The 25,123-nt window shown below is 59.9% G+C and carries 24 protein-coding genes; 11 read left to right on the top strand and 13 right to left on the bottom strand.

Translation table 11 applies throughout. From position 1 onward, the window contains the following. Nucleotides 1-101 precede the first annotated feature (101 nt). Entirely contained in the window at nucleotides 102-449 is a 348-nt protein-coding gene (gene arsC, locus AC6I79_RS05475; RefSeq protein WP_278708716.1) for an arsenate reductase (glutaredoxin), read from the top strand. Here arsC and hda read toward each other — a convergent pair. The 3 genes from hda to upp form a co-directional block, all read right to left on the bottom strand. Beyond that, the gene (gene hda, locus AC6I79_RS05470; RefSeq protein WP_031279417.1) at nucleotides 446-1,147 is read right to left on the bottom strand and encodes a DnaA inactivator Hda; all 702 of its coding nucleotides are present in this window, start codon (nucleotides 1,145-1,147) and stop codon (nucleotides 446-448) included. The two genes, arsC and hda, sit on opposite strands and share 4 nt — an antisense overlap. Before the next feature lie 92 nt (nucleotides 1,148-1,239). Then, nucleotides 1,240-2,523, bottom strand: coding sequence for a uracil permease (gene uraA / locus AC6I79_RS05465; RefSeq protein ID WP_031279414.1), 1,284 nt, complete (start codon nucleotides 2,521-2,523; stop codon nucleotides 1,240-1,242). Nucleotides 2,524-2,741: 218 nt separating this feature from the next. Beyond that, entirely contained in the window at nucleotides 2,742-3,368 is a 627-nt protein-coding gene (gene upp / locus AC6I79_RS05460) for a uracil phosphoribosyltransferase (RefSeq protein WP_010617600.1), read from the bottom strand. A gap of 240 nt (nucleotides 3,369-3,608) precedes the next feature. On the opposite strand from upp, the gene purM reads away from it, so the two are divergent. Both purM and purN read left to right on the top strand, forming a co-directional pair. Beyond that, complete coding sequence (gene purM / locus AC6I79_RS05455) at nucleotides 3,609-4,649, top strand: phosphoribosylformylglycinamidine cyclo-ligase (RefSeq protein ID WP_275028242.1); 1,041 nt, start codon at nucleotides 3,609-3,611, stop codon at nucleotides 4,647-4,649. After that, complete coding sequence (gene purN, locus AC6I79_RS05450) at nucleotides 4,646-5,284, top strand: phosphoribosylglycinamide formyltransferase (RefSeq protein ID WP_021506587.1); 639 nt, start codon at nucleotides 4,646-4,648, stop codon at nucleotides 5,282-5,284. The genes purM and purN overlap by 4 nt, the downstream gene beginning before the upstream one ends. Nucleotides 5,285-5,418: 134 nt before the next feature. Here the strand turns inward: purN and pstB are convergent, their stop codons facing one another. Genes pstB through AC6I79_RS05435 form a run of 3 tightly spaced genes read right to left on the bottom strand, consistent with a single transcriptional unit; the run spans nucleotide 5,419 to nucleotide 9,887 of the window. Beyond that, the gene (gene pstB, locus AC6I79_RS05445) at nucleotides 5,419-6,186 is read right to left on the bottom strand and encodes a phosphate ABC transporter ATP-binding protein PstB (RefSeq protein ID WP_021506586.1); all 768 of its coding nucleotides are present in this window, start codon (nucleotides 6,184-6,186) and stop codon (nucleotides 5,419-5,421) included. 12 nt (nucleotides 6,187-6,198) lie between these two features. Next, entirely contained in the window at nucleotides 6,199-7,797 is a 1,599-nt protein-coding gene (pstA, locus tag AC6I79_RS05440; RefSeq protein ID WP_059011377.1) for a phosphate ABC transporter permease PstA, read from the bottom strand. Then, nucleotides 7,794-9,887, bottom strand: a complete 2,094-nt coding sequence (locus AC6I79_RS05435; protein WP_498027610.1) for an ABC transporter permease subunit — start codon at nucleotides 9,885-9,887, stop codon at nucleotides 7,794-7,796. The genes pstA and AC6I79_RS05435 overlap by 4 nt, the downstream gene beginning before the upstream one ends. A 183-nt stretch (nucleotides 9,888-10,070) precedes the next feature. Between AC6I79_RS05435 and ppk1 the strand changes: the two genes are divergently transcribed. The 6 genes from ppk1 to AC6I79_RS05405 all read left to right on the top strand — a co-directional run bounded on the left by ppk1 (nucleotide 10,071) and on the right by AC6I79_RS05405 (nucleotide 16,845). Further along, nucleotides 10,071-12,131 carry a polyphosphate kinase 1 gene (gene ppk1, locus AC6I79_RS05430; RefSeq protein ID WP_021506583.1) on the top strand — a complete coding sequence of 687 codons (2,061 nt, stop codon included), beginning with the start codon at nucleotides 10,071-10,073 and terminating at the stop codon, nucleotides 12,129-12,131. A 5-nt stretch (nucleotides 12,132-12,136) separates the two neighbouring features. After that, a complete protein-coding gene (ppx, locus tag AC6I79_RS05425) occupies nucleotides 12,137-13,660 on the top strand; it encodes an exopolyphosphatase (RefSeq protein ID WP_021506582.1) in 1,524 nt (507 codons plus the stop codon). A gap of 27 nt (nucleotides 13,661-13,687) precedes the next feature. Further along, the gene (tehB, locus tag AC6I79_RS05420) at nucleotides 13,688-14,287 is read left to right on the top strand and encodes a tellurite resistance methyltransferase TehB (RefSeq protein WP_159378615.1); all 600 of its coding nucleotides are present in this window, start codon (nucleotides 13,688-13,690) and stop codon (nucleotides 14,285-14,287) included. Nucleotides 14,288-14,871: 584 nt separating this feature from the next. Next, nucleotides 14,872-15,057 carry a YfgG family protein gene (locus AC6I79_RS05415; RefSeq protein WP_022548292.1) on the top strand — a complete coding sequence of 62 codons (186 nt, stop codon included), beginning with the start codon at nucleotides 14,872-14,874 and terminating at the stop codon, nucleotides 15,055-15,057. A 124-nt stretch (nucleotides 15,058-15,181) separates the two neighbouring features. Then, a complete protein-coding gene (gene mgtE, locus AC6I79_RS05410; protein WP_021506579.1) occupies nucleotides 15,182-16,618 on the top strand; it encodes a magnesium transporter in 1,437 nt (478 codons plus the stop codon). A 47-nt stretch (nucleotides 16,619-16,665) separates the two neighbouring features. Beyond that, the gene (locus AC6I79_RS05405) at nucleotides 16,666-16,845 is read left to right on the top strand and encodes a GDFGVC terminal motif YodC-like protein (RefSeq protein ID WP_010617609.1); all 180 of its coding nucleotides are present in this window, start codon (nucleotides 16,666-16,668) and stop codon (nucleotides 16,843-16,845) included. A 54-nt stretch (nucleotides 16,846-16,899) separates the two neighbouring features. Here the strand turns inward: AC6I79_RS05405 and AC6I79_RS05400 are convergent, their stop codons facing one another. From AC6I79_RS05400 to AC6I79_RS05385, 4 genes are all read right to left on the bottom strand, one after another. Beyond that, entirely contained in the window at nucleotides 16,900-17,676 is a 777-nt protein-coding gene (locus tag AC6I79_RS05400; protein WP_021506578.1) for a DUF3750 domain-containing protein, read from the bottom strand. Nucleotides 17,677-17,799: 123 nt separating this feature from the next. Next, nucleotides 17,800-18,564 carry an SDR family oxidoreductase gene (locus AC6I79_RS05395; RefSeq protein WP_498008070.1) on the bottom strand — a complete coding sequence of 255 codons (765 nt, stop codon included), beginning with the start codon at nucleotides 18,562-18,564 and terminating at the stop codon, nucleotides 17,800-17,802. A gap of 10 nt (nucleotides 18,565-18,574) precedes the next feature. Beyond that, nucleotides 18,575-19,762 carry an arabinose transporter gene (locus AC6I79_RS05390; RefSeq protein ID WP_249219516.1) on the bottom strand — a complete coding sequence of 396 codons (1,188 nt, stop codon included), beginning with the start codon at nucleotides 19,760-19,762 and terminating at the stop codon, nucleotides 18,575-18,577. Nucleotides 19,763-19,815: 53 nt separating this feature from the next. Next, nucleotides 19,816-21,132 carry an amidohydrolase family protein gene (locus tag AC6I79_RS05385; RefSeq protein WP_477529497.1) on the bottom strand — a complete coding sequence of 439 codons (1,317 nt, stop codon included), beginning with the start codon at nucleotides 21,130-21,132 and terminating at the stop codon, nucleotides 19,816-19,818. Nucleotides 21,133-21,271: 139 nt separating this feature from the next. Here AC6I79_RS05385 and AC6I79_RS05380 point away from each other — a divergent pair, with 139 nt between their 5' ends. Then, nucleotides 21,272-22,180, top strand: a complete 909-nt coding sequence (locus AC6I79_RS05380; protein ID WP_104094087.1) for a LysR family transcriptional regulator — start codon at nucleotides 21,272-21,274, stop codon at nucleotides 22,178-22,180. A 6-nt stretch (nucleotides 22,181-22,186) separates the two neighbouring features. On the opposite strand, the gene AC6I79_RS05375 is transcribed toward AC6I79_RS05380, so the two are convergent. The 3 genes from AC6I79_RS05375 to AC6I79_RS05365 all read right to left on the bottom strand — a co-directional run bounded on the left by AC6I79_RS05375 (nucleotide 22,187) and on the right by AC6I79_RS05365 (nucleotide 24,065). Then, nucleotides 22,187-22,555: a hypothetical protein gene (locus tag AC6I79_RS05375; protein WP_141496592.1), complete on the bottom strand. Its 369-nt coding sequence runs from the start codon at nucleotides 22,553-22,555 to the stop codon at nucleotides 22,187-22,189. Between the two features lie 125 nt (nucleotides 22,556-22,680). After that, a complete protein-coding gene (locus AC6I79_RS05370; protein ID WP_336697879.1) occupies nucleotides 22,681-23,601 on the bottom strand; it encodes an NADP-dependent oxidoreductase in 921 nt (306 codons plus the stop codon). A gap of 20 nt (nucleotides 23,602-23,621) precedes the next feature. Continuing rightward, on the bottom strand, nucleotides 23,622-24,065 hold the full coding sequence (locus AC6I79_RS05365) for an ester cyclase (protein ID WP_336697877.1): 444 nt from the start codon (nucleotides 24,063-24,065) through the stop codon (nucleotides 23,622-23,624). Nucleotides 24,066-24,160: 95 nt separating this feature from the next. Between AC6I79_RS05365 and AC6I79_RS05360 the strand changes: the two genes are divergently transcribed. Further along, nucleotides 24,161-25,072 carry a LysR family transcriptional regulator gene (locus AC6I79_RS05360; RefSeq protein WP_336697876.1) on the top strand — a complete coding sequence of 304 codons (912 nt, stop codon included), beginning with the start codon at nucleotides 24,161-24,163 and terminating at the stop codon, nucleotides 25,070-25,072. Nucleotides 25,073-25,123 lie beyond the last annotated feature (51 nt).

Below are 25,123 nucleotides of genomic sequence, written 5' to 3'. Positions count from 1 at the left end.
AATGGTTATTCGTAGGGTGCATATTGATGCGCACCAGCAGTTATTCGTAGGGTGCGCATTCATGCGCACCCGGCAACAATGGATTACGCAGGATAAAAAACATGGTCCGTATTTATCACAATCCGCGCTGCAGCAAGAGCCGCGAAACCCTCGCGCTACTGCAGCAACAGGGCATTGAACCGCAGGTGGTGCTGTATCTCGACACGCCGCCGGACATCGATACGCTAAAAACGCTGCTGCAACAGCTGGGCATGCACAGCGCGCGCGAGCTGATGCGCCGCGGCGAGGAAATCTATAAAACGCTGGGGTTGGCCAGTAACGATCTCAGCGAAAAACAGCTGTTACAGGCGATGGCGGAGCATCCAAAACTGATCGAGCGGCCGATTGTGATTCAGGGCGACCGCGCCCGCATTGGTCGTCCGCCGGAAGCGGTGCTGGAGATTCTCTAAAGCCCCAGCGCCTCTTTCACGAAGGGAATGGTCAGCTTGCGCTGTGCGCTGATCGAGGCGCGATCGAGACGATCAAGCGTGTCAAACAGCGTGCGCATTTCGCGGTCGAGGCGTTTCAGCAGGAAACGCCCAACGTCTTCCGGCAACTCAAAGCCGCGCAGGCCGGCACGCAGCTGCATTGCCTGCAGTTTGTCCTCGTCGGACAGCGGCTGTAAGCGGTAAATTTGTCCCCAGTCGAGACGTGACGCCAGATCCGGCAGGCCCAGATTGAGCTGACGCGGGGGACGATCACCGGTGATCAGCAGGCGGGTTTTGCCGGTTTCCAGAATGCGGTTGTAGAGATCGAAGATCGCCATCTCCCACTCGGCTTCGCCGGCGATGCACTCAATATTATCAATGCACACCAGCGCCAGATTCTCCATGCCTTCCAGCACTTCCGGCACGAACCAGGTGCGCTTATCGAGCGGCACATAACCCACCGCTTCGCCGCGCGCGGACATTTCGGCGCAGGCTGCGTGCAGCAAATGGCTGCGGCCACCGCCTTCGCGCGACCAGAAGTAAAGATAGCTGCCGTGCTGTTGCGCCAGCGCGCCCTGCAGCGCCGCCAGCAGTGACGGATTTTCCCCCGGCCAGAAACTGGCGAAGGTTTCATCATCGGGTAGATAGAGTGGCAGTGAAAGCTGTGCCGGCGTGTTCAGAAGTACCTCAACGGATGAGCGGGCAGAAAACCGGGCAAGTTTATCACGATCCTCCGCAGAGATGAACCGGGCTTCCCTGCCCGCAGGATCCTTTAGAGCTCGCGTTTTTCTTCCGCGTCCAGCACCACTTCTTCCGGACGTAACAGACTGATTACGCGGAAAATCAGCGCCAGGCCAACGCCGACGATGGTGGCCAGTGCCATGCCCTTCAGCTCGGCGGCGCCCACGTGCACTTTCGCGCCGCTGACGCCAATGATCAGGATCACCGAGGTGAGGATCAAATTCTGCGCTTTGTTGTAGTCGACTTTGGATTCAATCAGCACGCGAATACCGGAAGCGCCGATCACGCCATACAGCAGCAGCGACACCCCGCCCATCACCGGCACCGGGATCGCCTGGATGGCGGCTGCCAGTTTACCGACGCAGGAGAGCAGAATGGCGAAGATCGCCGCACCGCCGATCACCCAGGTGCTGTAAACGCGGGTGATCGCCATGACGCCAATGTTTTCACCGTAGGTGGTATTCGGCGTGGAACCAAAGAAGCCGGAGATCATGGTCGACAGGCCGTTGGCGAACATCGAGCGATGCAGACCCGGATCGCGAATCAGATCCTTTTTCACGATGTTAGCCGTCACCACTAAATGGCCCACGTGCTCGGCAATCACCACCAGCGCTGCGGGCAGGATGGTCAGCATCGCGGCCCACTCAAAGCGCGGCGTGTAGAAGGTCGGCAGCGCAAACCACGGCGCGTTTTCCACTGCGCTCCAGTCAACGATACCCATTGCCGACGACAGCGCGTAGCCGACCAGCACGCCAATCAGGATTGGGATAATGGCGAAGAAACCCCGGAACAGCACCGAGCCAAACACCGTCACCGCCAGCGTCACCAGCGAAATAATGATGGTTTTACTGTCCGCTGTGGTGCCGTCAGCGGGCAGCAGCCCGGCCATATTCGCCGCCACGCCAGCCAGTTCGAGACCGATAACCGCCACGATGGCCCCCATCGCCGCCGGTGGGAACATGACATCAAGCCAGCCGGTGCCGGCCTTCTTCACAATCAGCGCCACAATGCAGAACAGCGCGCCGCACAGGATAAAGCCGCCGAGCGCCACTTCATAACCGAGCGGCAGCAGCAGCAACACCGGCGAGATAAAGGCAAAGCTGGAGCCAAGATAGGCCGGGATTTTGCCTTTACAGATAAATAGATACAGCAGCGTGCCGACGCCGTTGAACAGCAACACGGTCGCCGGGTTGATGTGGAACAGAATCGGCACCAGCACGGTGGCGCCGAACATGGCGAACAGGTGCTGCAGGCTGAGCGGAATGGTTTGCAACAGTGGCGGGCGTTCACTAACGCCAATGGCTCTGCGAGTCATCATTTATCCCCTATACGTTTATTTTTATGCTCGTTCGTCAACACCGCACCTTATCGTAGTGGCGCAATTCATTGCGCCTTGTCCGGATGGGCACCATAGCTTGCCCGGCATCAGCGCGATAAATCGCGCCGCTACAAAATGTGCATCCTGTCGATACGGTGTCTGACTGAACGCTATTTTTGCCAAAAAAAAGCCGACTCTCTGGCCGGCTGGTTTATTTATTTGGTTCCGAAAATCTTGTCGCCGGCGTCGCCGAGGCCCGGGATAATGTACCCCTTCTCGTTCAGGCCCTGATCGATTGACGCGGTGTACAGCTCAACGTCCGGATGCGCTTTCTCCAGCGCGGCAATGCCTTCCGGCGCGGCCACCAGCACCAGCACTTTAATGCTGTTGCAGCCGGCTTTCTTCAGCAGATCGATGGTGGCGATCATCGAGCCGCCGGTCGCCAGCATCGGGTCAACCACCAGCGCCATACGCTCTTCGATGTTTGACACCAGCTTCTGGAAGTAAGGCACCGGCTCCAGCGTCTCTTCGTCACGGTAAACGCCCACCACGCTGATGCGCGCGCTCGGTACGTGTTCCAGCACACCTTCCATCATGCCAAGGCCAGCACGCAGAATCGGGACGACGGTAATTTTTTTGCCTTTGATTTGATCGACGTCGACCGGACCGTTCCAGCCTTCAATGGTCACGCGCTCGGTTTCGAGATCGGCGGTGGCTTCATAGGTCAGTAAGCTGCCCACTTCCGAGGCCAGCTCGCGGAAGCGCTTGGTGCTGATATCATGCTCACGCATCAGGCCCAGTTTATGTTTGACCAGCGGGTGTCTGACTTCCACGATCTTCATGATTATTCTCCCGGAATTGAGTTGAGCTAAAAAAAAATCGCCGGATTATACCGCCTTTTTACCGCCGCGCCACCGGTGATTGGTCAGGTAACGTGCACAAATCGCCTGAGAATAAGGATTAGCGAAAAATCAGCACGCTGCAAAGGTGCCCTGAGATGGGACTCGCAAACGTTTGCCTGCGCTGGTAGAATTGCCGCGCTTAATTTTTGCCACCAACCGCAATCGCGTGGGGATTCCGCAGTGACCGACAAAACCTCTCTCAGCTACAAAGACGCCGGTGTTGATATTGATGCTGGTAACGATCTGGTTGACCGTATTAAAGGCGTAGTAAAGAAAACCCGCCGCCCGGAAGTGATGGGTGGACTGGGTGGCTTTGGCGCGCTGTGTGCGCTGCCGCAGAAATACCGCGAGCCGGTGCTGGTCTCCGGAACTGATGGCGTCGGCACCAAGCTGCGTCTGGCGATGGATCTCAAACGCCACGACAGTATCGGCATCGATCTGGTCGCGATGTGCGTGAACGATCTGGTGGTACAGGGCGCTGAGCCGCTGTTCTTCCTCGACTATTACGCCACCGGCAAGCTGGATGTGGATACCGCCTCCGCGGTGATCACCGGTATCGCCGAAGGCTGTCTGCAGTCGGGCTGTGCGCTGGTCGGCGGTGAAACCGCTGAGATGCCGGGCATGTATCACGGCGAAGATTACGACGTGGCCGGTTTCTGCGTCGGCGTGGTGGAAAAGTCCGGGATCATTGACGGCAGCAAAGTGCAGGATGGCGACGTGCTGATCGCGCTGGGCTCCAGCGGTCCGCACTCTAACGGCTATTCGCTGGTGCGTAAAATTCTTGAAGTCAGCCAGACCGATCCCACCACCAAACAGCTGGAAGGCAAACCGCTGGCCGATCACCTGCTGGCCCCGACCCGCATCTACGTGAAAAATATCCTCAGCCTGATTGAGCAGGTGGACGTGCATGCCATTGCTCACCTGACCGGCGGCGGCTTCTGGGAAAACATTCCGCGCGTCCTGCCGGATAACACCCAGGCGGTGATTGACGAGAAAAGCTGGCAGTGGCCGGCGGTATTCAGCTGGCTGCAGCAGGCCGGTAACGTCAGCCGTCACGAGATGTACCGCACCTTTAACTGCGGCGTGGGCATGGTGATTGCGCTGAGCCCGGCCGATGCCGACAAAGCGGTACAGCTGATGACCGCGGCTGGCGAGCAGGCGTGGAAAATTGGCGTGATTAACGCGTCTGATGCCGAAGAGCGTGTGGTTATTAACCCATGAAGAAACTGGTTGTACTGATCTCCGGCAACGGCAGCAATCTTCAGTCCATCCTCGACGCCTGCGAGAGCGGGCGTATCAACGGCAGCGTGGCTGCCGTTTTCAGTAATAAAGCCTCGGCCTATGGTCTGACGCGGGCGCAGCAGGCCAGCGTGCCTGCTCACGCGCTGTCCGCGCAGGATTTCGCCGATCGCGACGCCTTTGACCGCCAGCTGATGCAGCAGATCGACGCTTATGCGCCGGATCTGGTGGTGCTGGCCGGTTATATGCGCATTCTGAGCCCGGCGTTTGTCGCGCACTATCACGATCGTCTGCTGAATATTCATCCGTCGCTGCTGCCGAAATATCCCGGTTTGCATACGCATCGCCAGGCGCTGGCGAACGGGGACGCGGAACACGGTACGTCGGTGCATTTTGTGACTGACGAGCTGGACGGTGGACCGATCATTCTGCAGGCGCGCGTGCCGGTATTTGCTGACGATGACGAAGCTGAGATCAGCGCCCGCGTGCAGCATCAGGAGCACGCGATTTATCCGCTGGTGATCAGCTGGTTTGTCGAAGGACGCTTGCAGATGCGCGCGGGAAAAGCGTGGTTAGATGGCGAACCGCTGCCGCCGGAAGGTTATGCGCACGATTGATTGACCTTGGCGCCGTGCGCTTGCAGGAATTGCGCAATAAATTGCGCCGCTACGGGGCTGTGCCGGGTTTTATTACTGCCTGATTTATTGCACATTTCGTAGCGGCGCGATTCTTCGCGCTAACCTAACAATACTTACCCAAACCGGCCGGTAATATAATCCTCGGTACGCCGCGCCTGCGGTGCGGTGAAAATCCGGTCGGTTTCGTCAAACTCCACCAGCTGCCCGTTATGCATAAACGCGGTGTAATCGGATACGCGCGCGGCCTGCTGCATGTTGTGCGTCACCAGCACTAGCGTGAAATGCTGCTTCAGCGTGGTCATCAACTCTTCAATCACCAGCGTCGAGATCGGATCCAGCGCCGAGGTGGGTTCATCCAGCAGCAGCACTTCCGGCTCGATGGCGATGGCGCGCGCAATCACCAGACGCTGCTGCTGACCGCTCGACAGCGTCAGCGCATTCTGCCCCAGCTGATCTTTCACTTCGCCCCACAGCGCCGCCGCCCGCAGCGCACGCTCACAGGCCTCATTCAGCACGCGACGATCGCGCACGCCCTGCAAGCGCAGACCGTAAACCACATTCTCATAGATCGACTTGGGGAACGGATTCGGGCGCTGGAACACCATGCCGATGCGCCGCCGCAGCGCCGGCAGGTCCTGGTTCGCCTGCATCACCGCGTGGCTATCGAGCAGAATCTCGCCTTCGATGCGGCAGCCATCAATGACGTCGTTCATGCGATTGAAGCAGCGCAGCAGCGTCGATTTACCGCAGCCGGAGGGACCAATCAGCGCCGTGATGCGGTGCTTCGGGATCTGCAAATCAATGTTATTCAGCGCCTGGCGTTCGCCGTACCACAGCGACAGCTGATTAACGGTTAGCGCAATAGCGTAATCGGGCGTCATGTGTAAACCTTTTTAGTGCGTCATTAACCGGTAGCGCTCGCGCAGCCGATGGCGCAGCACCATCGCCAGCAGGTTAAGCGACAGAATGATCGCCACCAGCAGCAGTGCCGTGGCATACACCAGCGGTCGGTCGGCGTCGATGTTCGGGCTCTGGAAGGCCAGATCGTAAATCTGAAAACCGAGATGCATAAATTTACGGTCAAGATGCAGGTAAGGAAACACCGCATCGACCGGCAGCTCAGGCACCATTTTGACCACGCCCACCAGCATCAGCGGTGCGGTTTCGCCGGCGGCGCGCGCCACCGCCAGAATCAGGCCGGTGAGCATTGCCGGTACCGCCAGCGGCAGCACCACGCGCCACAGGGTTTCCGCCTGGGTTGCGCCCAGCGCCAGCGAGCCCTGACGCAGATTGTCCGGAATACGCGACAGCCCCTCTTCGGTGGCGACAATCACTACCGGCAGCGTCAGCAGCGCCAGCGTCAGCGCCGCCCACAGCAGGCCGGGAGTGCCGAAGGTAGGATTGGGCAGCGAGCGGGAGAAGAACAGCTGATCGAGGGTGCCGCCAATCAGCCAGACAAAAAAGCCGAGGCCAAACACGCCATACACAATCGACGGCACGCCAGCCAGATTCACCACCGCAATGCGCACCAGCCGGGTGAGTGCGTTGCGCCCGGCGTATTCGTGCAGCCAGACGGCGGCCACCACGCCCAGCGGCATGACAATCACTGACATCAGCAGCACCATCAAAACAGTGCCGAAAATCGCCGGCAGCGCGCCATTTTCACTGCCGCCCGAGGTGGGCGAGTCACTGACAAACTGCCAGATCTGACTGAGGAAATGCCCGATTTTCTGCCCGAGGCTCAGGCTGTTTGGATACCAGGCGGCCACCACCTGCGCCAGCGGAATCAGATGATCGTCGCCCTGCACGTCGCGCAGCACCAGCGTATCGCGCTGGCTTTCATGCTGCAGATGCGCCAGCTGCTGCGCCAGCGCGCCGAAGCGTTTATGCAGCGCCGCGCTGTTGGCATCCAGTTCTGACTGATCCTGCAGGCTGAAGTGACCACCGCGCCGCTGCTCGTCAGCCTGCTGTTGCAGACTCTCCAGCTGCGCGTTAAGGCGCGCCATCTCGATACGCCGGATGTTGCTCGCCTGGCGCAGCTGCTCATGCACCTGCTTCAGCCGCTGCTGCAGCAGTGCATCGCGGTCGCGCGCGGTCAGCACCTCGTTGTCTTCACGCAGCTCCACCAGCCAGCCGTAGGCATTGCCGCCACTGCGTCGCTGTAGCACCAGCGCCTCTGCCGGGCGTCGGGTTTGCGCTTCGCCCTGACTGACGATGACGCGGAAATCCGGCGCGGCAAAATCGCGGTTGCCGGTTTTCACTACATAGCGCCAGCGATCGCCCTGCTGCTGGCGATCCAGCGTTTCACCCAGCACCATCAGCGGTGCCCCCTGCGGCGGCTGGAACTGATACTGATCGACCGGCTGCGGCCAGAACGCCCTGACGCCCTGCCAGCCCAGCAGGCCGATTAATAAGGTAAATGCCAGCAGGCAGACGGCGACCGCACCGGCAGTCAGCCAGCGCCAGCGATCGTTTTGACGCAGCGCGCTCATGCCTGCCCCTCATGCTGACTGTAGCGCTGGCGCAGCCGCTGACGAATCAGTTCCGCCACGGTGTTGATCGCCAGCGTGAATATCAGCAGCAGCAACGCACTGAGAAACAGGATGCGGTAATGGGCGCTACCCGCCGCGGCTTCCGGCATTTCAATGGCGATATTGGCCGACAGCGCGCGCAGCCCGGCAAACAGTCCGCCTTCGCTCACCGGGGTGTTGCCGGTGGCCATCAGCACAATCATGGTTTCCCCCACCGCACGGCCAAAGCCGATCATCAGCGCAGCAAAAATGCCTGCCGACGCGCCCGGCAGCACCACGCGCGTCAGGGTTTGCCACGGTGTCGCGCCCAGCGCCAGCGAGCCCTGCCCCAGCGCCACCGGCACGCTAAACAACGCATCTTCCGCCAGGGTAAAGATCAGCGGCACCAGCGCGAAGCCCATCGCCAGCGCCGCCACCAGCAGGTTACGCTGCTCATAGTGCGCCAGCTGTTCGCCCATCTGCGGCCACCACAGTGTCGGCAGCCACAGCGTCAGTAACGTCACCAGTAACAGCAGCGGCATCAGCAGCAGCACTTCAAAACCGGGCCGCCGCCAGCGCGCCGGCAAACGCGGACTTAGCACGCCGCACACCAGCAGCGTGGCGGCCAGCACCAGCGGCAGCAGCATCACGCCAGGCAGCGCGCGGCTGATGTGCGGCGCCAGCCACACGCCAGCGATCAGGCCAATCACCACGCTCGGCAGCGCGCCCATCATTTCAATGCCCGGCTTGACCCAGCGGCGCAGGCCCGGCGACATAAACCATGCGGTATACATCGCCGCCGCCAGCGCCAGCGGCGTAGCAAACAGCAGCGCCAGCGACGCTGCTTTCAGCGTGCCGATCACCAGCGGCATCAGGCTGAATTTGGCCTGATAGCTGTCGCCGGCGGCGGTGGACTGCCATACCCAGTCCGGCTGCGGATAGTTTTCATACCAGATTTTCTGCCACAGATTGCGCCAGCTGAAATCGGGCCACGGATTATCCAGCGCGAATTGCTGCCACTGTCCGGCACGTTCGACGATCAGGCTATCGCCGCGCGGAGACAACGCCAGTGCACTGATACCCGCGGCCAGCTGGCGCGTGACAATCGGGCCCGCCTGCTTGCTGGCGAACAGGCGCACCACGCCCTGCGCGTCAAAGCTGGCAAAAACGCGCCGCTGCGCCTCAGGCACGATGCCGAGCACACCCGCGCTGTGCGTGAAGGTGTGAATCTGCTGCAGCCGTGGCCCGTGGTCGCCGGTGATGGCAAACCACTGCTGAATGCCACGCGCATCCTGAATCAGTAAGCTGCGCCCGCCCGCCAGCAGTTGCAGGCTGCGCGGTTGCTGAGTCAGCGTCTGGGTTTCCCGCAGCTGCGCGCCCTGCGGCGTAATCTGCCACACCCGCAACAGCCGTCCGGTACTGGTGTACAGCAGCGTGCCGTCCGGCGACAACCGCATCAGGTCGGCCTGCTCACCGGGCAATACAATCTGGTCGACGCGTTTCTGGCCGGCAAAGGTCAGCAGGCTGATACCGGCCGGCGTTTGTGCGGCGATGCGCCACTGGTGATCGCCCGGCACCGCCAGCGCCATCTGGCTGACCGCGCCCTGCGGCAGATGCAGCGGCCGATCGCCCAGCGGGAAATACCATTCACCGTGCTGGCGGTGGATGAGCGGTTGCATCAGCAACAGATCGCCCTGCATATTGAGCAATACGCTGCTGCCGTCGCTGCTGGTCACCGCCGCCTGCGGCTGGCCGTTCAGCGCCAGCGCGTCGCCCGCTGGCTGACCGTCGAGCGGAATAAAGCGCGCTTCGTTGCGGCTGATGCGCCAGCCGAGCTGGCCTTCGCTGCCCAGCGCCAGCGCCGGGGCTTTGTCCCACAGCTGCTGACTGAGCGTCGGCTGCATGCCCGGCGCGCTGAACAGCGGCATCACCACCCAGATCAGCCAGAAGAACAGCAGCAGCATCAGCAGTAAAATTCCCACACCGCAGGCCGTGACGATGCGGCGCACGAACTGATCGATGGCGCGTCGACGACGGTCACTAAAGTGGACAGGAATACGATTTATGCTCATGCAGGCCAGAGTTACCCTTGAAGTTATGCCGCTATGTTGCCCGTAGCTGATTGATAAGACAACTGTTGAGGTTGGACAAGGCTGCCATACTCTCGCCATAATGGTGGAGGACACTGAGCGGAACCGCAATTTTGCGTTTATTCCGCCGGACATTCCGTCCAGCAACAGCATCACGGAGTCAGAATGGGTCAGGAAAAGCTGTATATAGAAAAAGAACTAAGCTGGTTAACCTTTAACGAACGCGTGCTGCAGGAAGCCGCTGATAAAAGCAACCCGCTCATTGAGCGCATGCGTTTTCTCGGCATCTATTCCAACAACCTGGAAGAGTTTTATAAAGTGCGCTTTGCCGATCTCAAGCGCCGCATTCTGATTGGCGAAGAACAGGGGACGCCCACCACCCTGCGCCATTTGCTGAAAAAGATTCAGTTGCGGGTACAGAAATCGGATCAGGAGTTCGATGCGCTGTATAACGACCTGCTGCTGGAGATGGCGCGCAACCAGATTTTCCTGATCAACGAGCGCCAGCTGTCACCCAATCAGCAGGAGTGGCTGCGCTACTACTTCAAGCATCAGCTGCGCCAGCACGTCACGCCAATTCTGATCAACCACGACACCGACCTGATTGAGTTCCTGAAAGACGACTACACCTATCTGGCGGTGGAGATTATCCGCGGCGAAGAAATCCGTTACGCCCTGCTGGAGATCCCGTCCGATAAAGTGCCGCGCTTTGTGAATCTGCCGGCAGAATCGCCGCGCCGTCGCAAGCCAATGATTCTGCTGGATAACATTCTGCGCTACTGCCTTGATGAGATTTTCAAAGGCTTCTTTGATTACGACGCGCTGAACGCCTACTCAATGAAAATGACGCGCGACGCCGAGTACGACCTGGTCACGGAGATGGAATCCAGCCTGCTGGAACTGATGTCCTCCAGCCTGAAACAGCGCCTGACCGCCGAGCCGGTGCGCTTTGTCTATCAGCGCGATATGCCCGATGCGATGGTGGAAATGCTGCGCCATAAGCTGTCGATCTCCAGCTACGACTCGATTGTGCCGGGCGGCCGTTATCATAACTTCAAAGATTTCATCGGCTTCCCGAACGTGGGTAAAGCCAATCTGGAAAATCGTCCGCTGCCGCAGATTCGTCATATCGGTTTTGATGGCTTCCGCAACGGCTTTGATGCCATCCGCAACCGCGATGTGCTGCTTTACTATCCGTACCACACCTTTGAGCACGTGCTGGAGCTGCTGCGTCAGGCGTCGTTTGACCCGAACGTGCTGGCCATCAAGATCAACATTTACCGCGTGGCCAAGAATTCGCGCATTATGGATGCGATGATCCACGCCGCCTACAACGGTAAAAAGGTCACGGTGGTGGTCGAGCTGCAGGCGCGCTTTGATGAAGAAGCCAACATTCGCTGGGCGAAGCGGCTGACCGAAGCGGGCGTGCATGTGATCTTCTCAGCGCCCGGCCTGAAGATTCACGCCAAGCTCTTCCTGATCTCCCGCCGCGAGGGTGAGGAAGTGGTGCGTTACGCCCACATTGGTACCGGCAACTTCAACGAAAAAACCGCGCGTATTTACACTGACTACTCGCTGCTGACCGCCGATGCGCGCATCACCAACGAAGTCCGGCGCGTATTTAACTTTATCGAAAACCCGTATCGCCCGGTAACGTTCGAACACCTGATGGTGTCGCCGCAAAACTCGCGCGCCATGCTGTATCAGCTGATTGATAACGAGATTGCCAACGCGCAGCAGGGCAATCCTTCCGGCATTACGCTGAAAATCAACAACCTGGTGGACAATGGTCTGGTGGATCGGCTGTATGCCGCCTCATCGGCTGGCGTGAAGATCAACCTGCTGGTGCGCGGCATGTGCTCGCTGATCCCCGATTTGCCGGGCATCAGTGAAAATATTCGCATCACCAGTATCGTTGACCGCTACCTTGAGCACGACCGCGTCTATATTTTTGAAAGCGGCGGCGATAAAAAAGTATTCCTGTCGTCGGCGGACTGGATGACGCGCAACATCGATTATCGTATCGAAGTGGCGGTGTCGGTGCTCGATCCGCGCCTGAAACAGCGCATACTGGATATCATTGCCATTCTGTTAAGTGATACGGTAAAAGCCCGCATCGTAGACAAAGAATTGAGTAACCGTTATGTTCCGCGCGGCAATCGCAAGAAGGTGCGCTCGCAGCTGGCGATTTACGATTACATCAAGAAACTGGAACAACCCGAATAACGCCTATGCCAATCTCCCATAAAAGTACGCCGAAACCGCAGGAATTCGCCGCCATCGATCTCGGCTCGAACAGCTTCCACATGGTGATTGCCCGTGTGGTGGATGGCGCCATGCAGGTGCTGGGACGCCTGAAACAGCGCGTGCACCTCGCCGACGGGCTGGATGCGCAAAATCGCCTGAGCGAAGAAGCGATGGAGCGCGGGCTGAGCTGCCTGGCGCTGTTTGCCGAGCGCCTGCAGGGGTTCAGCGCCGCCAACGTCACCATCGTCGGTACGCACACGCTGCGCATCGCGTCCAACGCGGAAGAGTTTCTGCAGCGCGCCGCGGAGGTCATCCCGTATCCGATTGAGGTGATTTCCGGCAATGAAGAGGCGCGCCTGATCTTTATGGGCGTTGAGCACACGCAGCCGGAGAAAGGCCGCAAGCTGGTGATTGATATCGGCGGCGGTTCAACCGAGCTGGTGATCGGTGAAGATTTTGAGCCACAGCTGGTGGAAAGTCGTCGCATGGGCTGCGTCAGCTTCGCCAACCTCTACTTCCCGAAAGGCGAGATCAGCCAGGAGAATTTCCGCCGCGCCCGGCTGGCCGCCGCGCAAAAGCTGGAAACGCTGGCGTGGCAGTACCGTCTGCAGGGCTGGCAGTATGCGCTGGGCGCGTCCGGCAGTATCAAAGCGGCCTGCGAAGTGCTGCTGGCGATGGGCGAGAAAGAGAAGCGCGTGACGCCGGAAAACCTCGACATGCTGGTGAGCGAAGTGCTGAAGCACAAATCCTTTGCTGCCCTGAGCCTGCCGGGCCTGTCGGATGAGCGCAAGGCAGTGTTTGTACCGGGGCTGGCGATTCTGTGTGGCGTGTTTGACGCGCTGGCCATTCGCGAGCTGCGCCTGTCGGATGGCGCGCTGCGTGAAGGCGTGCTGTATGAGATGGAGGGCCGCTTCCGTCATCAGGATATCCGCAGCCGTACCGCGCAGAGCCTGGCAAATCATTACGCCATCGACAGCGACCAGGCACGCCGCGTGCTGGAAACCACCGAACAACTGTACAGCCAGTGGCTGGAGCAGAACCCGAAGCTGGCCAACCCCCAGCTGACGGCGCTGATGAAGTGGGCAGCGCTGCTGCATGAAGTCGGGCTGACCATCAACCACAGCGGTATGCAGCGTCATTCGGCCTACATCCTGCAAAACTCCAATATGCCGGGCTTTAATCAGGATCAACAGATGCTGCTGGCCACGCTGGTACGCTTCCACCGTAAAGCGGTGAAGCAGGATGAGATGCCGCGTTTCACCTTATTTAAAAAGAAACAGTTCCTGCCGATGATCTTCCTGCTGCGGCTCGGCACCCTGCTGAACAATCAGCGTCAGGCCACCACGCGCCCCGACACGCTGAAGCTGAGCACCGACGATGGTCACTGGACGCTGACCTTCCCGGCCGGTTTCCTCAGCCAGAACACGCTGGTTCAGCTGGATCTGGAGCGGGAGCAGGCTTACTGGAATGACGTCACCGGCTGGAAACTGATGCTGGAAGAGGAGTAACGCGGGCTTCAGGCCCGCAATCGCACTATGACAACACGCCCCGATAACTATTTTGCGGAGAAATACGGCCTGACGCCGCCCCACTCCGAAGTGCTGGCCGCGCTGCCAAAACTGGCAGTGGGTAACGCGCTGGACCTCGGTTGTGGCCAGGGCCGCAACAGCCTGCTGCTTAATCAGCACGGTTTTGCGGTGACCGCATGGGATAATAATCCGCAGAGTCTGGAACGCCTTAACAGCATCATCGCGGAAGAGCAGCTGCAGCAGATACATACCGAACAGTGCGACCTGAATCAGGTGCGCTTCAACGGTGATTATCAGTTTGTGTTTTCCACCGTGGTGATGATGTTCCTGCAGCCGGCGACCATCCCGCAGCTGATCGCCGATATGCAGGCCAGCACGCGCAAGTACGGTTACAACCTGATTGTGGCGGCGATGAACACCGACGATTATCCCAACACGCAAAACTTCCCGTTTACCTTTAAATCGGGCGAGCTGAGCCATTATTACCGTAACTGGCACATCGTGAAGTACAACGAAGAGGTCGGTGAACTGCATCGCCGCGATGAACACGGCCAGCGCATTAAGTATCGCTTCGCTACCCTGCTGGCGCAGAAAGCCAGCTACTGATGGCTGGCATCATGATGGTCCGGTCGCCATCAATGGCGACCCTACAACGGATTAGTGCGGTTGGTGAAAGTATGCGGGTTCTGGTCGCCATAAATGGCGTGATGCCGTTCGGTGACGAAAACGCAACCCGCACCCTATCGTAGCGGCGCGATTTATCGCGCAATAAATTGCGCCGCTACGAAATGTGCCTCTTTTTTTAAATAAATTCAAAGGTTAACTGGCAAGCGTTACATCATGCGGGTTCTGGTCGTCATCAATGGCGTAATGCCGTTCGGTGACGAAAACGCAAGCCGCACCCTATCGTAGCGGCGCGATTCATCGCGCAATAAATTGCGCCGCTACGAAAAGTGCCTCTTTTTTGAATAAATTCAAAGGTTAACTGGCATGAGTCACATCATGCGGGTTTTGGTCGTCATAAATGTCGCCCCTGCAGAGTCGATGACGCACGCTTCGCCCGGCGGCTGATATCGATCAAAGCAACCTTAACCTTTTCTGCTCATTTTTCACGCAACGGTTGACCTCCCGGTCGGGTTGTGACTAAATGTTGCCACCGCCCAGCCGGGCTTTGACAGGAACCACCCCGCGTGAATAGCGCCATCTCTGCACGAAGACGTCCCAAAACCGGTACCATGACCCGCATCGTTTTGCTGATCAGTTTCTTTATTTTGGTTGGCCGTCTGATTTTCATTATCCCCGGTGCCATCGAGCATCATCAGCAAAAGAAAGCCGCACCTGAACCGGTCACACTGAGCACCAGCGAGACGCGCTAAGGAATTTGCGGGTCATCGTCGCTCTGCCATCACATTGTCCGCCGCGGCAATGCTGCTTGTTACGCCCACTTTACCCGCAACGCGCTACACTTTGACCTGACTTTACAGACACAAAGGACGCGTTATGTCTGCTTCGCACGCACAACAACTATCAGAAACCCGCCAGCGAATTCTGCACCTTCTGCTCAGCGAGCACGATTTAGTCGATGTGCTGCTGGATAAATCCGTCGATCTCAATGCCGCCGAACTGCGCAAAATCACCGGCTGGCGTCAGCAGCTGGAGCATGAACTGCCGCAGCTGCACGCCGCCGACCTGGCGGACATTCTCGAAGCGCTGCCGGAAGAGGAGCGTCTGGCACTGTGGCGGCTGGTGCCCTACGAGCAGCGCGGTCGCGTGCTGGTGGAGGCCTCCGAAACCGTATGGGCCAGCCTGACGGAAGAGATGACCGACCGCGAAATCCTGCGCGCCATCGAGCCGCTGGATATTGACGATCAGGTCTATCTGGCGCGTTATCTGCCGCGCGATCTCACCGGCCGCCTGCTCACCACGCTCGATCCCAGCCTGCGCGCCCGGCTGCTGGACGTGATTGAGCTGGATCGCGATCGCGTCGGCCAGGTGATGGACTTCAATATCCTGACCGTGCGCTCAGACGTGACGCTGGCGACGGTGCAACGCTTTCTGCGCAAGCGCAAAAGCATGCCGGACGGCACCGATAAAATCTTTATCACCGACGAACACAATCAGCTGCTGGGTGAACTGGCGCTGACCGATATCCTGCTCAACAAACCTAAAACGCTGGTGGCTGAGGTGATGAACGCGCGCCCCACCACTTTCCAGCTGGATGATAAAGCGGAAGAGGCCGCCAGCGCCTTCGAACGCTATAACCTGATTTCTGCTGCGGTAACCGATGCCAAAGGCAAGCTGATTGGCCGTATCACCGTGGAAGATGTCATTGACCTGGTGAACGAAGAGAACGAAAGCAACATCCGTAAGATGGGCGGCATCAGCCAGGGCGAGGACGTGTTTGCACCGGTGCGCAAAGCGGTAAGAAAGCGCTGGACCTGGCTGGCCGTCAACCTGTGTACGGCGTTTATCGCCTCGCGCGTCATTGGTCTGTTTGAGGACACCATTTCGCAGCTGGTGGCGCTGGCCACGCTGATGCCGATTGTCGCCGGCATTGGCGGTAATACCGGCAATCAGACCATCACCATGATCGTGCGAGCGCTGGCGCTGCATCAGGTTGAACCCGGCAACTTTTCGTTTCTGATCGCGCGCGAACTCGGCGTGGCGCTGCTTAACGGCCTGTTCTGGGGCGGCATCATGGGCGGCGTGACCTGGCTGATGTACGACAATCTGCAACTGGGCGGCGTGATGATGCTGGCGATGGTGCTGAATCTGCTGCTGGCGGCGCTAATGGGCGTGCTGATTCCGCTGATTATGACCAAACTCAAACGCGACCCGGCGGTCGGCTCCAGCGTGCTGATCACCGCCATCACCGATACCGGCGGCTTCTTTATCTTCCTCGGTCTGGCCACGCTGTTTCTGCTGCACGGCCACTAAAGCGCAGCTACAATCAGCGTTGATCCCTAATCAGCTGGAGAGCAGTGATGTTTAACGTGGATGATTTTGTGCAGGCGAAAACCGGTGGTCCAAAAATGCAGGTGCTGCGCGTTGCGGGCGATACGCTGTGGTGCGCCCGCGTTGACGATCCGATCAAAAAAGAGATCGAGGTGAAGGCCGACAGCGTCAATCTCTATCATGAAGACGGTGATTTCGGCGTCTGTTAACGGCTGCGAGCCCGCGCCGCCCGCGAGCAGATGCTGTCGCGGCGCGGCGCTGTCTCAGGGCTTATCCTTCTGTAAATTATCCTGCCCCACCCCGCCGATAAACGGCAGCCGCAGACGCAGCGGGGTGAAATCCAGCCCCAGATTGAGTCCCAGCAGATTCACCTCCACGCCCTCTTCCGCACCCAGCGTGACGCCCAGCACGCCGAGCAGCGACAGCTGCACGCCGCGCCCGGATGGCGGCAGGCCAAGCGGATGCAGCAGCGAACGGAAATCCTTACCGATAGCATTGGCGGGCAAATCAAGCTTCAGCGCCGGCACTTCACGGCCAATGTGAGCGAGGAAGGTGTTGCTGTTGGGGCCCGGCCACGCATGATAGGTGTTGGGCCACGGATAGGATTGAATCGCCGCTTCAATCTGCGGGATCATCGCCTGCGCAGCCGCACCGCGATGTGACACCAGCAAACGCGGACGCGCACCGTACCAGTAGCCGTCCGGCAGATTACTGTTGCGCCGCACTTTATCGCCGCTGCCCCAGCTGATCACCTCATAACGGTTGTAGCGGGTTTCTCCGGCGCGCTTAAAGATAATCCACGGATGCACGGCCACCGCGCCTTTCCAGCCGTAGGTCGGCGCGGCATACACCTGCACAATCGCCTCACTGGCGAAGCGCTGCGGATCCGGTGCCAGCCCGGCCGAATCACGCCGCGCCGTCGCCCAGCCACCGCGTTCGGTGGTGAACTCACCGCTGCGCGTCGCCTGCGCCAGGCTGGCCGCCAGCGACAGTAACACCACACAGAGAAAAGAGAGTAAAACAGCTTTAACAGGCAACATGCATGAACATCCCGGTGGTGAAAAAACGCTCCCGCCATGATGCGCCGAAACGGCAGCGTCTGTATTCACCAACTATGCGGTGGACAAAAAATGCGTTGCGGTGCCCGGTCAGCTGATTTTTCCTTAGTCAGGCAGGGCGATACCACTGATATCGGCGCATATCGCCAGCAACTGCTGCTGCAGCCGTGGATTGCGCGCCTGCGGATTAGCCGCCAGCGCCTGACGGTGATAAAAATACTCTCCGCTGACGCGCGCCTCATCGGCGGTGGCTAACCACACCTGGGTACGATGCGCCTGATCAAGATCGTCGGGTGCCCCGGCACCGCCCATTTTGGTCGGCACCCAGCCTGGCTCCAGCGCGTTGCTGTATACCTGCGGCCAGCGCCGGGCGATGGCAAACGCCAGTATGGCATCATGCAGTTTACTCTCAGCATAAGCCTGCGAAGCGTGCCAGCGCCGCCGCTGCCAAAAAATATCATCCAGGTTAGCTTCGGCATGATGATGCATGCCGGAGCTGAGGTAAATCAGCCGCTGCGGCCGTTCAATCAGCGCGGTAAGAATATAGGGTGCCAGCGTGTTGATGGCGAACAGATGCGGCAGGCCATCTGCGGTTAACTGATAAGGCTCGCGATAGCCAACCGCCACGTTGTGGATCACCGCATCAAATCTGCCGAGCGCATTAACCTGCTGCGCCACACTGCGGGCGCCGGCGATGGTTATCACGTCGCCGCTGACCACGGCTTCAGCCTGCGGTAGCGCCTCCTGCGCGGCGCGGGCACGCGCGGCGTTGCGTCCGTGCAGCACCACCTGATGGCCCTGCTCAACCAGCAGTTCAGCCGCCATCAGCCCGAGGCCGGTGGATGAACCGGAAATAAAAATACGTGACATGGAAAACTCCTTAAGCGTGAAGTGAAGCGGCGCGCGATGTCAGCGCCAGCAGCGCACCGAGCAGCGCACAGGCCGCACCAAACAGATAGACGGCGGCATAGCTGAAGTGGCTGGCGATGGCACCGGCAATCGGTCCGGAAATACCATAAGCGATGTCGAGAAAAGCAACGAACGCGCCCATGGCGCTGCCGCGACTGGCCGGCGGCACGCGCTTCAGCGCTTCCACGCCGAGGGCGGGAAAGATCAGCGCACAGCCAAGACCGGTAATCAGCGCGCCGGTGAGCGCCAGGGTTTCGTCAGGCGCAAACCACAGCAGCATCTGCCCCAGCGCCTCCACCAGCAGTGAATAAGCCGCCACGCGGTAGCCACCAATGCGATCCGGCAGATGTCCCAGCACCAGGCGCACGGCGATAAAACCAACGCCAAACGAGGTCATCACCCAGCCGGCCAGCTGCCAGTGGCGCGCGGCGAAGTAGAGCGAGGCGAAGGCCGTCAGGCCGGCCAGTCCGACGCCCTGCAGCATCAGGCCACAGCCTTCACGCCAGATGCGGCCAATCACCCGATAGAACGGCAAACGTGTTCCCCCGACCACGCGATAACCGCTGGCAGCCGTGGCGATGAGCGCCGCCAGCAGCGGAGCCGCGATGCAGGCCAGCATTGCCGCCGCTAAGCCGACATGCTGATACAGCATCATGCCGGCAGGGGCACCGAGCGACAGCGCGGCAAACATGGCGATACCGGTCCAGGACATCGACAGACCGGCACGCTGTGGCCCGACCGAGGCGATTGACCAGGCCACGCAGCCGGTGACGAACTGGCTTTCGCCCATACCCGCCGCCAGCCGTCCGGCAATCACCAGCGCCAGACTGACCGCCGGTGAAAAGCCCGGCAGCGCGGCCAGCCAGTACAGCACGCCAGCCAGCGCGCACACCGCCGCGCCCTGCAGCGCCGAGCGCTTACCGCCGACGCGATCGGTCAGTTGACCGGCGTAACCGCGCGTCAGCACGGTGGCAACAAACTGTATCCCGATCACCAGCCCGACCCACAGGTTGCTGAAACCGAGATGCTGATGGATAAACAGCGGGATTACCGGCAGCGGCAAGCCGACCGCCAGATAACCGCAAAACAGCGCGGCAATCACGCCGGTCGCCGGTCGCGACAAATGCGCAGCTTCAGCCTGCGCGCTTAATGCAGACATAACAGCCTCCATAAATGAACAGACAGCGCGGCAGGCCGCCGCGCTGCGGAAAATCAGGCAAACAAAGGATGGTGATAGCCGCTGGCATTCAGCAGATAGTCGCGCGAGGCGGTAATTTCCGCGTTCAGCTGTGCCACATCGACGTTGAGCAACTGACCATGACGTTTACGCAGTTCACCCGCCACCATCACGGTATCAACATCGGCGCGTTGCACCGCCTGCACCACCGTTGCCGTCACGCTGGTCAGCGGGAAAACGCCGATACCATCGGTGCGCAGCATAATAACGTCGGCCTGTTTACCTGGCGTCAGCGTGCCCGTTTGCTGCTCCAGCCCGGCCGCACGCGCGCCGTTAATCGTGGCCGACTGCAGTACGGCTTCCACGCTAATCGGTGCCGGTACGTCGCTTTCGCCCCGGAAGCGGCGATAGCGCATCGCTGAGCGCTGCTGGTTAAACAGCGCCTGCATTTCACCGAACAGATCGCTGCCGAAGGCGGTATCGAGATCGATACCGAGCGCCGGCGTCATTCCGCGATCGACCGCCTGCTGCCAGGCAAAGCTGTCGTCGTCGAAACCAAACAGCGCATCCGAACGCGGATTCACGGTAATGTTGACGCCCGCGTCCGCCAGCTGCTGCCAGGTGTGCGCCGGTACGCGCGTACAGTGGTTGAAAATGTTGTGCGGACCCAGCAAGCCGGGTTCGGCAAACTCCGCCGGCAGCTGCGCCAGGTCACCAATAAACTCGGTGAGAATGCGCATATCCAGCTCGCGCGCCACGCGCCACCACGCCAGGTTGAGCTGGCCAAACAGGCCAACCTGCACGCGACTGCCGGCGTGGTTCCAGCGGCTGGCGAGACGGGCCAGATCGCCCGGCAGATGATCGCTGGAAGCCTGCTTATCCATTGCTGCGCCAACCATGTGCAGTGCACGAATCCCGCTCTCCTGCAGCGCGTCAAGCGCCGCATCGGTATGCGCCGGACTGCGTGAACTGTGGCAGGCATCAATCACCGTGGTGATGCCGGCATCCAGGCATGCCAGCGCCGTCAGCCGGGTGCTGAGGTACATATCCAGCGGACGGTAATGCGCGCCGAGCGTTTCTGCCACCACATCGATATAGACAAACAGGTCATCAACGTTGGGCATCAGGCGGCGCATCGCGCCGAGCCACATATGGTGATGCGCATCCACCAGGCCCGGCATCACGATATGGCCGCAGGCATCAATCACCTGCGCATCGTCGGCGGAAAGGTTTTCCCCCACGGCGGCAATACGATCGTCCTCAATCAGCACATCGCCACAGACGAGGTCGGGCACGCTGGCGTCCAGCGTCAGGATAGTGCCGCCTTTAAAAAGGGTGCGCCGTACAGTCATAACATTCTCCTCAAAAGGGATCAGAATCCGGCGGTCAGTGCCGGTCGCGTTTCGGAGCACACAATAAGTTGCAGCGCATTTTTGATAAAGGTAGGCTCAGGCAAATGATCTTTGCTAAAAATCAAAGATGGAGAACAGGATGAGTTTTGATGGCCGACTATTATCCGGCATGAGCGTGCTGGCAGCCGTGGTTGAAGCCGGCAGCTTCAGCCGCGCCGGCGAAGTGCTGGGGTTGTCCGCCTCGGGCGTCAGCCGGGCGATTTCGCGACTGGAACAGCGTCTCGGCGTGCGTCTGCTGGATCGCACCACCCGCACCCTGCATCTCACCAGCGAAGGTGCCAGCCTGTATGAGCGGGCGGCGCCACATCTGGAAGGGATTGAAGAAGCAGCAAACTACGTCTCCGGCGCCGCCGTGACGGTGCGCGGTACGCTGCGCGTGAGCCTCAATCCGCTGTTTTCCCGCTATGTGCTGGCGGCAAAGCTGCCGCTGCTGCGTGCCCGTTATCCGCATCTGGAACTGACGATTTTGCAGCAGCCCGATGTGGGCGATCTGGTGGCAGAAGGTATTGATGTTGCGGTGCGTTTCGGGCCGCAGCCGCCGTCCACTATGACCTCACGCCTGCTGTTACAAACGCGCGTCCTGACGGTGGCCGCCCCGGACTATCTGGTACGCTGTGGTCGCCCGACGCAGCCGCAGCAGCTGACTGAGCACAATTGTCTGCAATACATCGATCCGCGCAGCAATAAGCCCTTTAGCTGGGAGTTTCATCGTGGCACGCAGCGGCTGACGGTCGCCACCCACGGCCATCTGACCACCACCGATCCGGATTTAATGGTACAGGCGTGCGTCGGCGGTGCCGGCGTGGCCCAGGTGCTGGCGCTGAGCGTGCAACATCTGATCGCCAGCGGTGAACTGGTCGAACTTTTTCCCGACTGGCCTGACGAAACCTATCCGCTGTTTATCACCCGGCCTTCGCGCCGTCTGGCCCCAGCGGCGGTGGAAGCATTTCTCGGGTTTTGCCTGGAGATTTGTGCGGAACAGCACTGACGCAAATTACCGATTACCCTCAGCGCGTGTTTGCCGGTAATAGCCCACCAGCTGAACGATGAAGGTGAGGGTCGCGAGTAAAAACAGTATCCCACCCAGGGGAATGGTGCCGAGCAGGAACCAGCCCATGACGCCTAATTCATACAGCAACTGGCCGCGATCTTCTCCCAGGATGTAACAGGGATGCACGTTGCCTTCGTCCAGCTGGCATCCCGCCAGACTGGCGACATATCCGGCGCCCATCGCGCAGATTAGCGGCAGAAACGCGAGAAAAGCCGTACCGCACAGCATCACAAGATAGAGAATGATGATGGATGTCAGCGGGCGTTTGCCAGGTGGTGCGCGCTTGCCCGCGGCTCTGAAATTAAACAGCACGTTTCCTCCTGAAGCCTCTGCCGTTAACGCCAGATTATTAACACATCCTTATCCCCTGCGACAGACCGGTAAACAAACGCCCGCGGGGTAGCGGGCGCGTTTTTACTGCGACATGACGCCGGGCGTTAAGGGTTGGCGCGGATAATCACTTTGCCGCGCGCATGGCCGGTCGCCACCTTTTCTAGCGCGGAGCGCGCATCATCCAGCGAAAAGATAGCGTCGGTGATGACCTGTAACTGCCCGGCCTGGAACAGGCTGCTCGCCCGGGCAAGATACGGCGTCGCGCTGGCGAAGAAGACAAACTCGCCGTGCTGGCCGCTGGCAGGCGTGATGCCGAACTCCACCAGCGTGGCAATGCGCCCGCCGGCGCGCAGCACGGACCAGGAGCGGCTCAGCGTTTCGCCGCCGACGCTGTCTATCACCAGGTCGATATCGCGCGTTGCTGCAAAGTCCTGCGTGCGGTAGTCAATCACTTCATCGGCACCCAGACTGGTCACCAGCGCGTGGTTTTTCGCCGACGCCGTGGCGATGACATAAGCGCCCGCCTGATGCGCCAGCTGGACGGCCATGCTGCCGACGCCACCCGCTGCGGCGTGAATCAGCACGCGCTCGCCGCGCTGCAGCTGACCCACATCGAACAATGCCTGCTGCGCGGAGCCAAACGCGGTAGGCAGCGCCGCGGCCTGTTCGGCGCTCATCGCTGCCGGGACAAGGCATACGTCATCGGCGGCGATCACCAGGCTTTGTGCAAAAGCCCCGCCTGCACCCGGTGGCGTGCGCCCGAATACGCGATCGCCCACGTTTAAATGGCTCACGTGCTCGCCAGCTGCCGTAATCACGCCGCAGAAATCCATGCCCGGCACGTAAGGCAGATCCACCGGGAAAACCTGCTGCATGTGCCCTGAGATGATTTTCACATCCAGCGGATTAACGCTCGCCGCTTCAACCTGCACCGTCACCTCATCCGGACTGGCGGCGCGTAATTGACGTTCGCCAATCGTCAGCACATCGGCGGTGCCAAACGTATCAATCAATGCTGCTTTCATTATCAACTCTCCGGTCTGATTCAGGCTTGTGGCGGAAACTGGCCAAGCTGGAGGAACAGGCCAAACCAATCCTCCATGTGCCAGGTGGTGATCAGACGGCCGTCCTCCAGCGCATGGAACTCATGCAGACGGAAGCTGACTTTCTTGCCGGTCGGCGCGATACCGAAAATTTCGCCGAGATGGGTGCCGCTGATTTCCGTCCGCGCCGCGATGCGGCCCGGCTCCTGAATCATGTCATGCACCACGATCTGCACGTCCGGAAAAGCCTGCGCCAGCATGCGAATGATCGGCTTGATGCCTTCCGGTCCGGCAACTTGTCCTGGCGCCAGCGGAATGTCTTCCCATGACGGTGCCAGCACGCTATCGACCAGATCGGGGTTGTTGTCGCTGAAGGCCTGATAGAGCGTCTCTACCGCCTGTCGTTCAATTTTTAGCCGTTGTACGTATTCTGCTGCTGGATTCATCGTTATTCACTTTCAGGTGGGGGTTGGTTGTGGAATTTTGCGCAGCGCCCTACAATTCGTCCAACAAATATTCAATATGAGTGATTATTTGCCGTATGGATTTTCATGGCATCGATCTCAATCTGTTAGTGGCTTTTGACGCGCTGATGAACGAGCGCAACGTCACGCGGGCGGCAACCCAGGTGGGCGTCAGCCAGCCGGCGATGAGTGCCGCTTTGTCACGGTTACGCACCCTGTTCGGTGACCCGCTGTTCATGCGCAGCGCGGAGGGTTTACTGCCAACCGCGCGTGCGCGCGATCTGTCCGGCCCCATCGCCGGGGCGTTGCGCCAGCTCGAAGCGACGCTGGTGGCAAAGCCCGCATTTGCAGCGGAAAAAGCGCAAATAAACTTCAAACTGGGCGTGTCGGAGTATCCGGCTTTCGTGTTGCTGCCTTCGTTAATGCAGGCGCTACAGGACGTCGCCCCCGGCGTGTCATTGAATGTGCAGGCGTTTACCAACCGCGATCACGCGGTCGATTTGTTAGATGCCGGCGCGATTGATGTCGCCATCGGCATCATGCCTACGCACAGCGATAGCCGCATCATCTCCCGGCCGGTATTGCGCGACGAATTTGTCACCATCGTCGCCAGCAACCATCCGGCGGCCAGACGCGGCATGGATATGGAGAGCTACCTGGCGCTGCCGCATATTCTGGTCTCGCCGGAAGGTGAACTGTACGGCCTGGTTGATCAGGTGTTGGCGCAGCAGGGTAAAAAGCGCCGGCTGGGGCTGACGGTCCAGCAGATGTTTACGGTGCCGTCTATCGTGGCGCAAACCCACATGACGGCGACCGTGATGAAGCGCGTGGCACTGCATGCGCAGGCCAGTCGCCAGCTGGTGCTGTTCCCTCCACCGCTGTCGTTGCCCGAAATGGTGTTCAACCTGATCTGGCACCGGCGCAGCGACGCGCATCCCGCCCAGCAGTGGTTCAGGGAATTTATTGAACAACAGGCGGCACGGCTGTAGGCGCTGTATCTGAATTCTGCGCGGATCGGGCGATGCGAAAGATGGCAGGAT

Source organism: gamma proteobacterium symbiont of Scutellera amethystina, from assembly GCF_059730845.1.
This window is presented reverse-complemented; position numbering and strand designations above follow the sequence as displayed.

Coding starts and splice junctions, on each gene's coding strand:
- AC6I79_RS05370 (WP_336697879.1), bottom strand. CDS start 23,601: ATGAAAGCAGCATTGATTGATACGTTTGGCACCGCCGATGTGCTGACG.
- AC6I79_RS05435 (WP_498027610.1), bottom strand. CDS start 9,887: ATGAGCATAAATCGTATTCCTGTCCACTTTAGTGACCGTCGTCGACGC.
- purN (WP_021506587.1), top strand. CDS start 4,646: ATGAAGAAACTGGTTGTACTGATCTCCGGCAACGGCAGCAATCTTCAG.
- ppx (WP_021506582.1), top strand. CDS start 12,137: ATGCCAATCTCCCATAAAAGTACGCCGAAACCGCAGGAATTCGCCGCC.
- AC6I79_RS05360 (WP_336697876.1), top strand. CDS start 24,161: ATGGATTTTCATGGCATCGATCTCAATCTGTTAGTGGCTTTTGACGCG.
- tehB (WP_159378615.1), top strand. CDS start 13,688: ATGACAACACGCCCCGATAACTATTTTGCGGAGAAATACGGCCTGACG.
- AC6I79_RS05400 (WP_021506578.1), bottom strand. CDS start 17,676: ATGTTGCCTGTTAAAGCTGTTTTACTCTCTTTTCTCTGTGTGGTGTTA.
- ppk1 (WP_021506583.1), top strand. CDS start 10,071: ATGGGTCAGGAAAAGCTGTATATAGAAAAAGAACTAAGCTGGTTAACC.
- pstB (WP_021506586.1), bottom strand. CDS start 6,186: ATGACGCCCGATTACGCTATTGCGCTAACCGTTAATCAGCTGTCGCTG.
- AC6I79_RS05380 (WP_104094087.1), top strand. CDS start 21,272: ATGAGTTTTGATGGCCGACTATTATCCGGCATGAGCGTGCTGGCAGCC.
- AC6I79_RS05385 (WP_477529497.1), bottom strand. CDS start 21,132: ATGACTGTACGGCGCACCCTTTTTAAAGGCGGCACTATCCTGACGCTG.
- arsC (WP_278708716.1), top strand. CDS start 102: ATGGTCCGTATTTATCACAATCCGCGCTGCAGCAAGAGCCGCGAAACC.
- mgtE (WP_021506579.1), top strand. CDS start 15,182: ATGTCTGCTTCGCACGCACAACAACTATCAGAAACCCGCCAGCGAATT.
- uraA (WP_031279414.1), bottom strand. CDS start 2,523: ATGACTCGCAGAGCCATTGGCGTTAGTGAACGCCCGCCACTGTTGCAA.
- AC6I79_RS05365 (WP_336697877.1), bottom strand. CDS start 24,065: ATGAATCCAGCAGCAGAATACGTACAACGGCTAAAAATTGAACGACAG.
- AC6I79_RS05395 (WP_498008070.1), bottom strand. CDS start 18,564: ATGTCACGTATTTTTATTTCCGGTTCATCCACCGGCCTCGGGCTGATG.
- pstA (WP_059011377.1), bottom strand. CDS start 7,797: ATGAGCGCGCTGCGTCAAAACGATCGCTGGCGCTGGCTGACTGCCGGT.
- AC6I79_RS05390 (WP_249219516.1), bottom strand. CDS start 19,762: ATGTCTGCATTAAGCGCGCAGGCTGAAGCTGCGCATTTGTCGCGACCG.
- upp (WP_010617600.1), bottom strand. CDS start 3,368: ATGAAGATCGTGGAAGTCAGACACCCGCTGGTCAAACATAAACTGGGC.
- AC6I79_RS05405 (WP_010617609.1), top strand. CDS start 16,666: ATGTTTAACGTGGATGATTTTGTGCAGGCGAAAACCGGTGGTCCAAAA.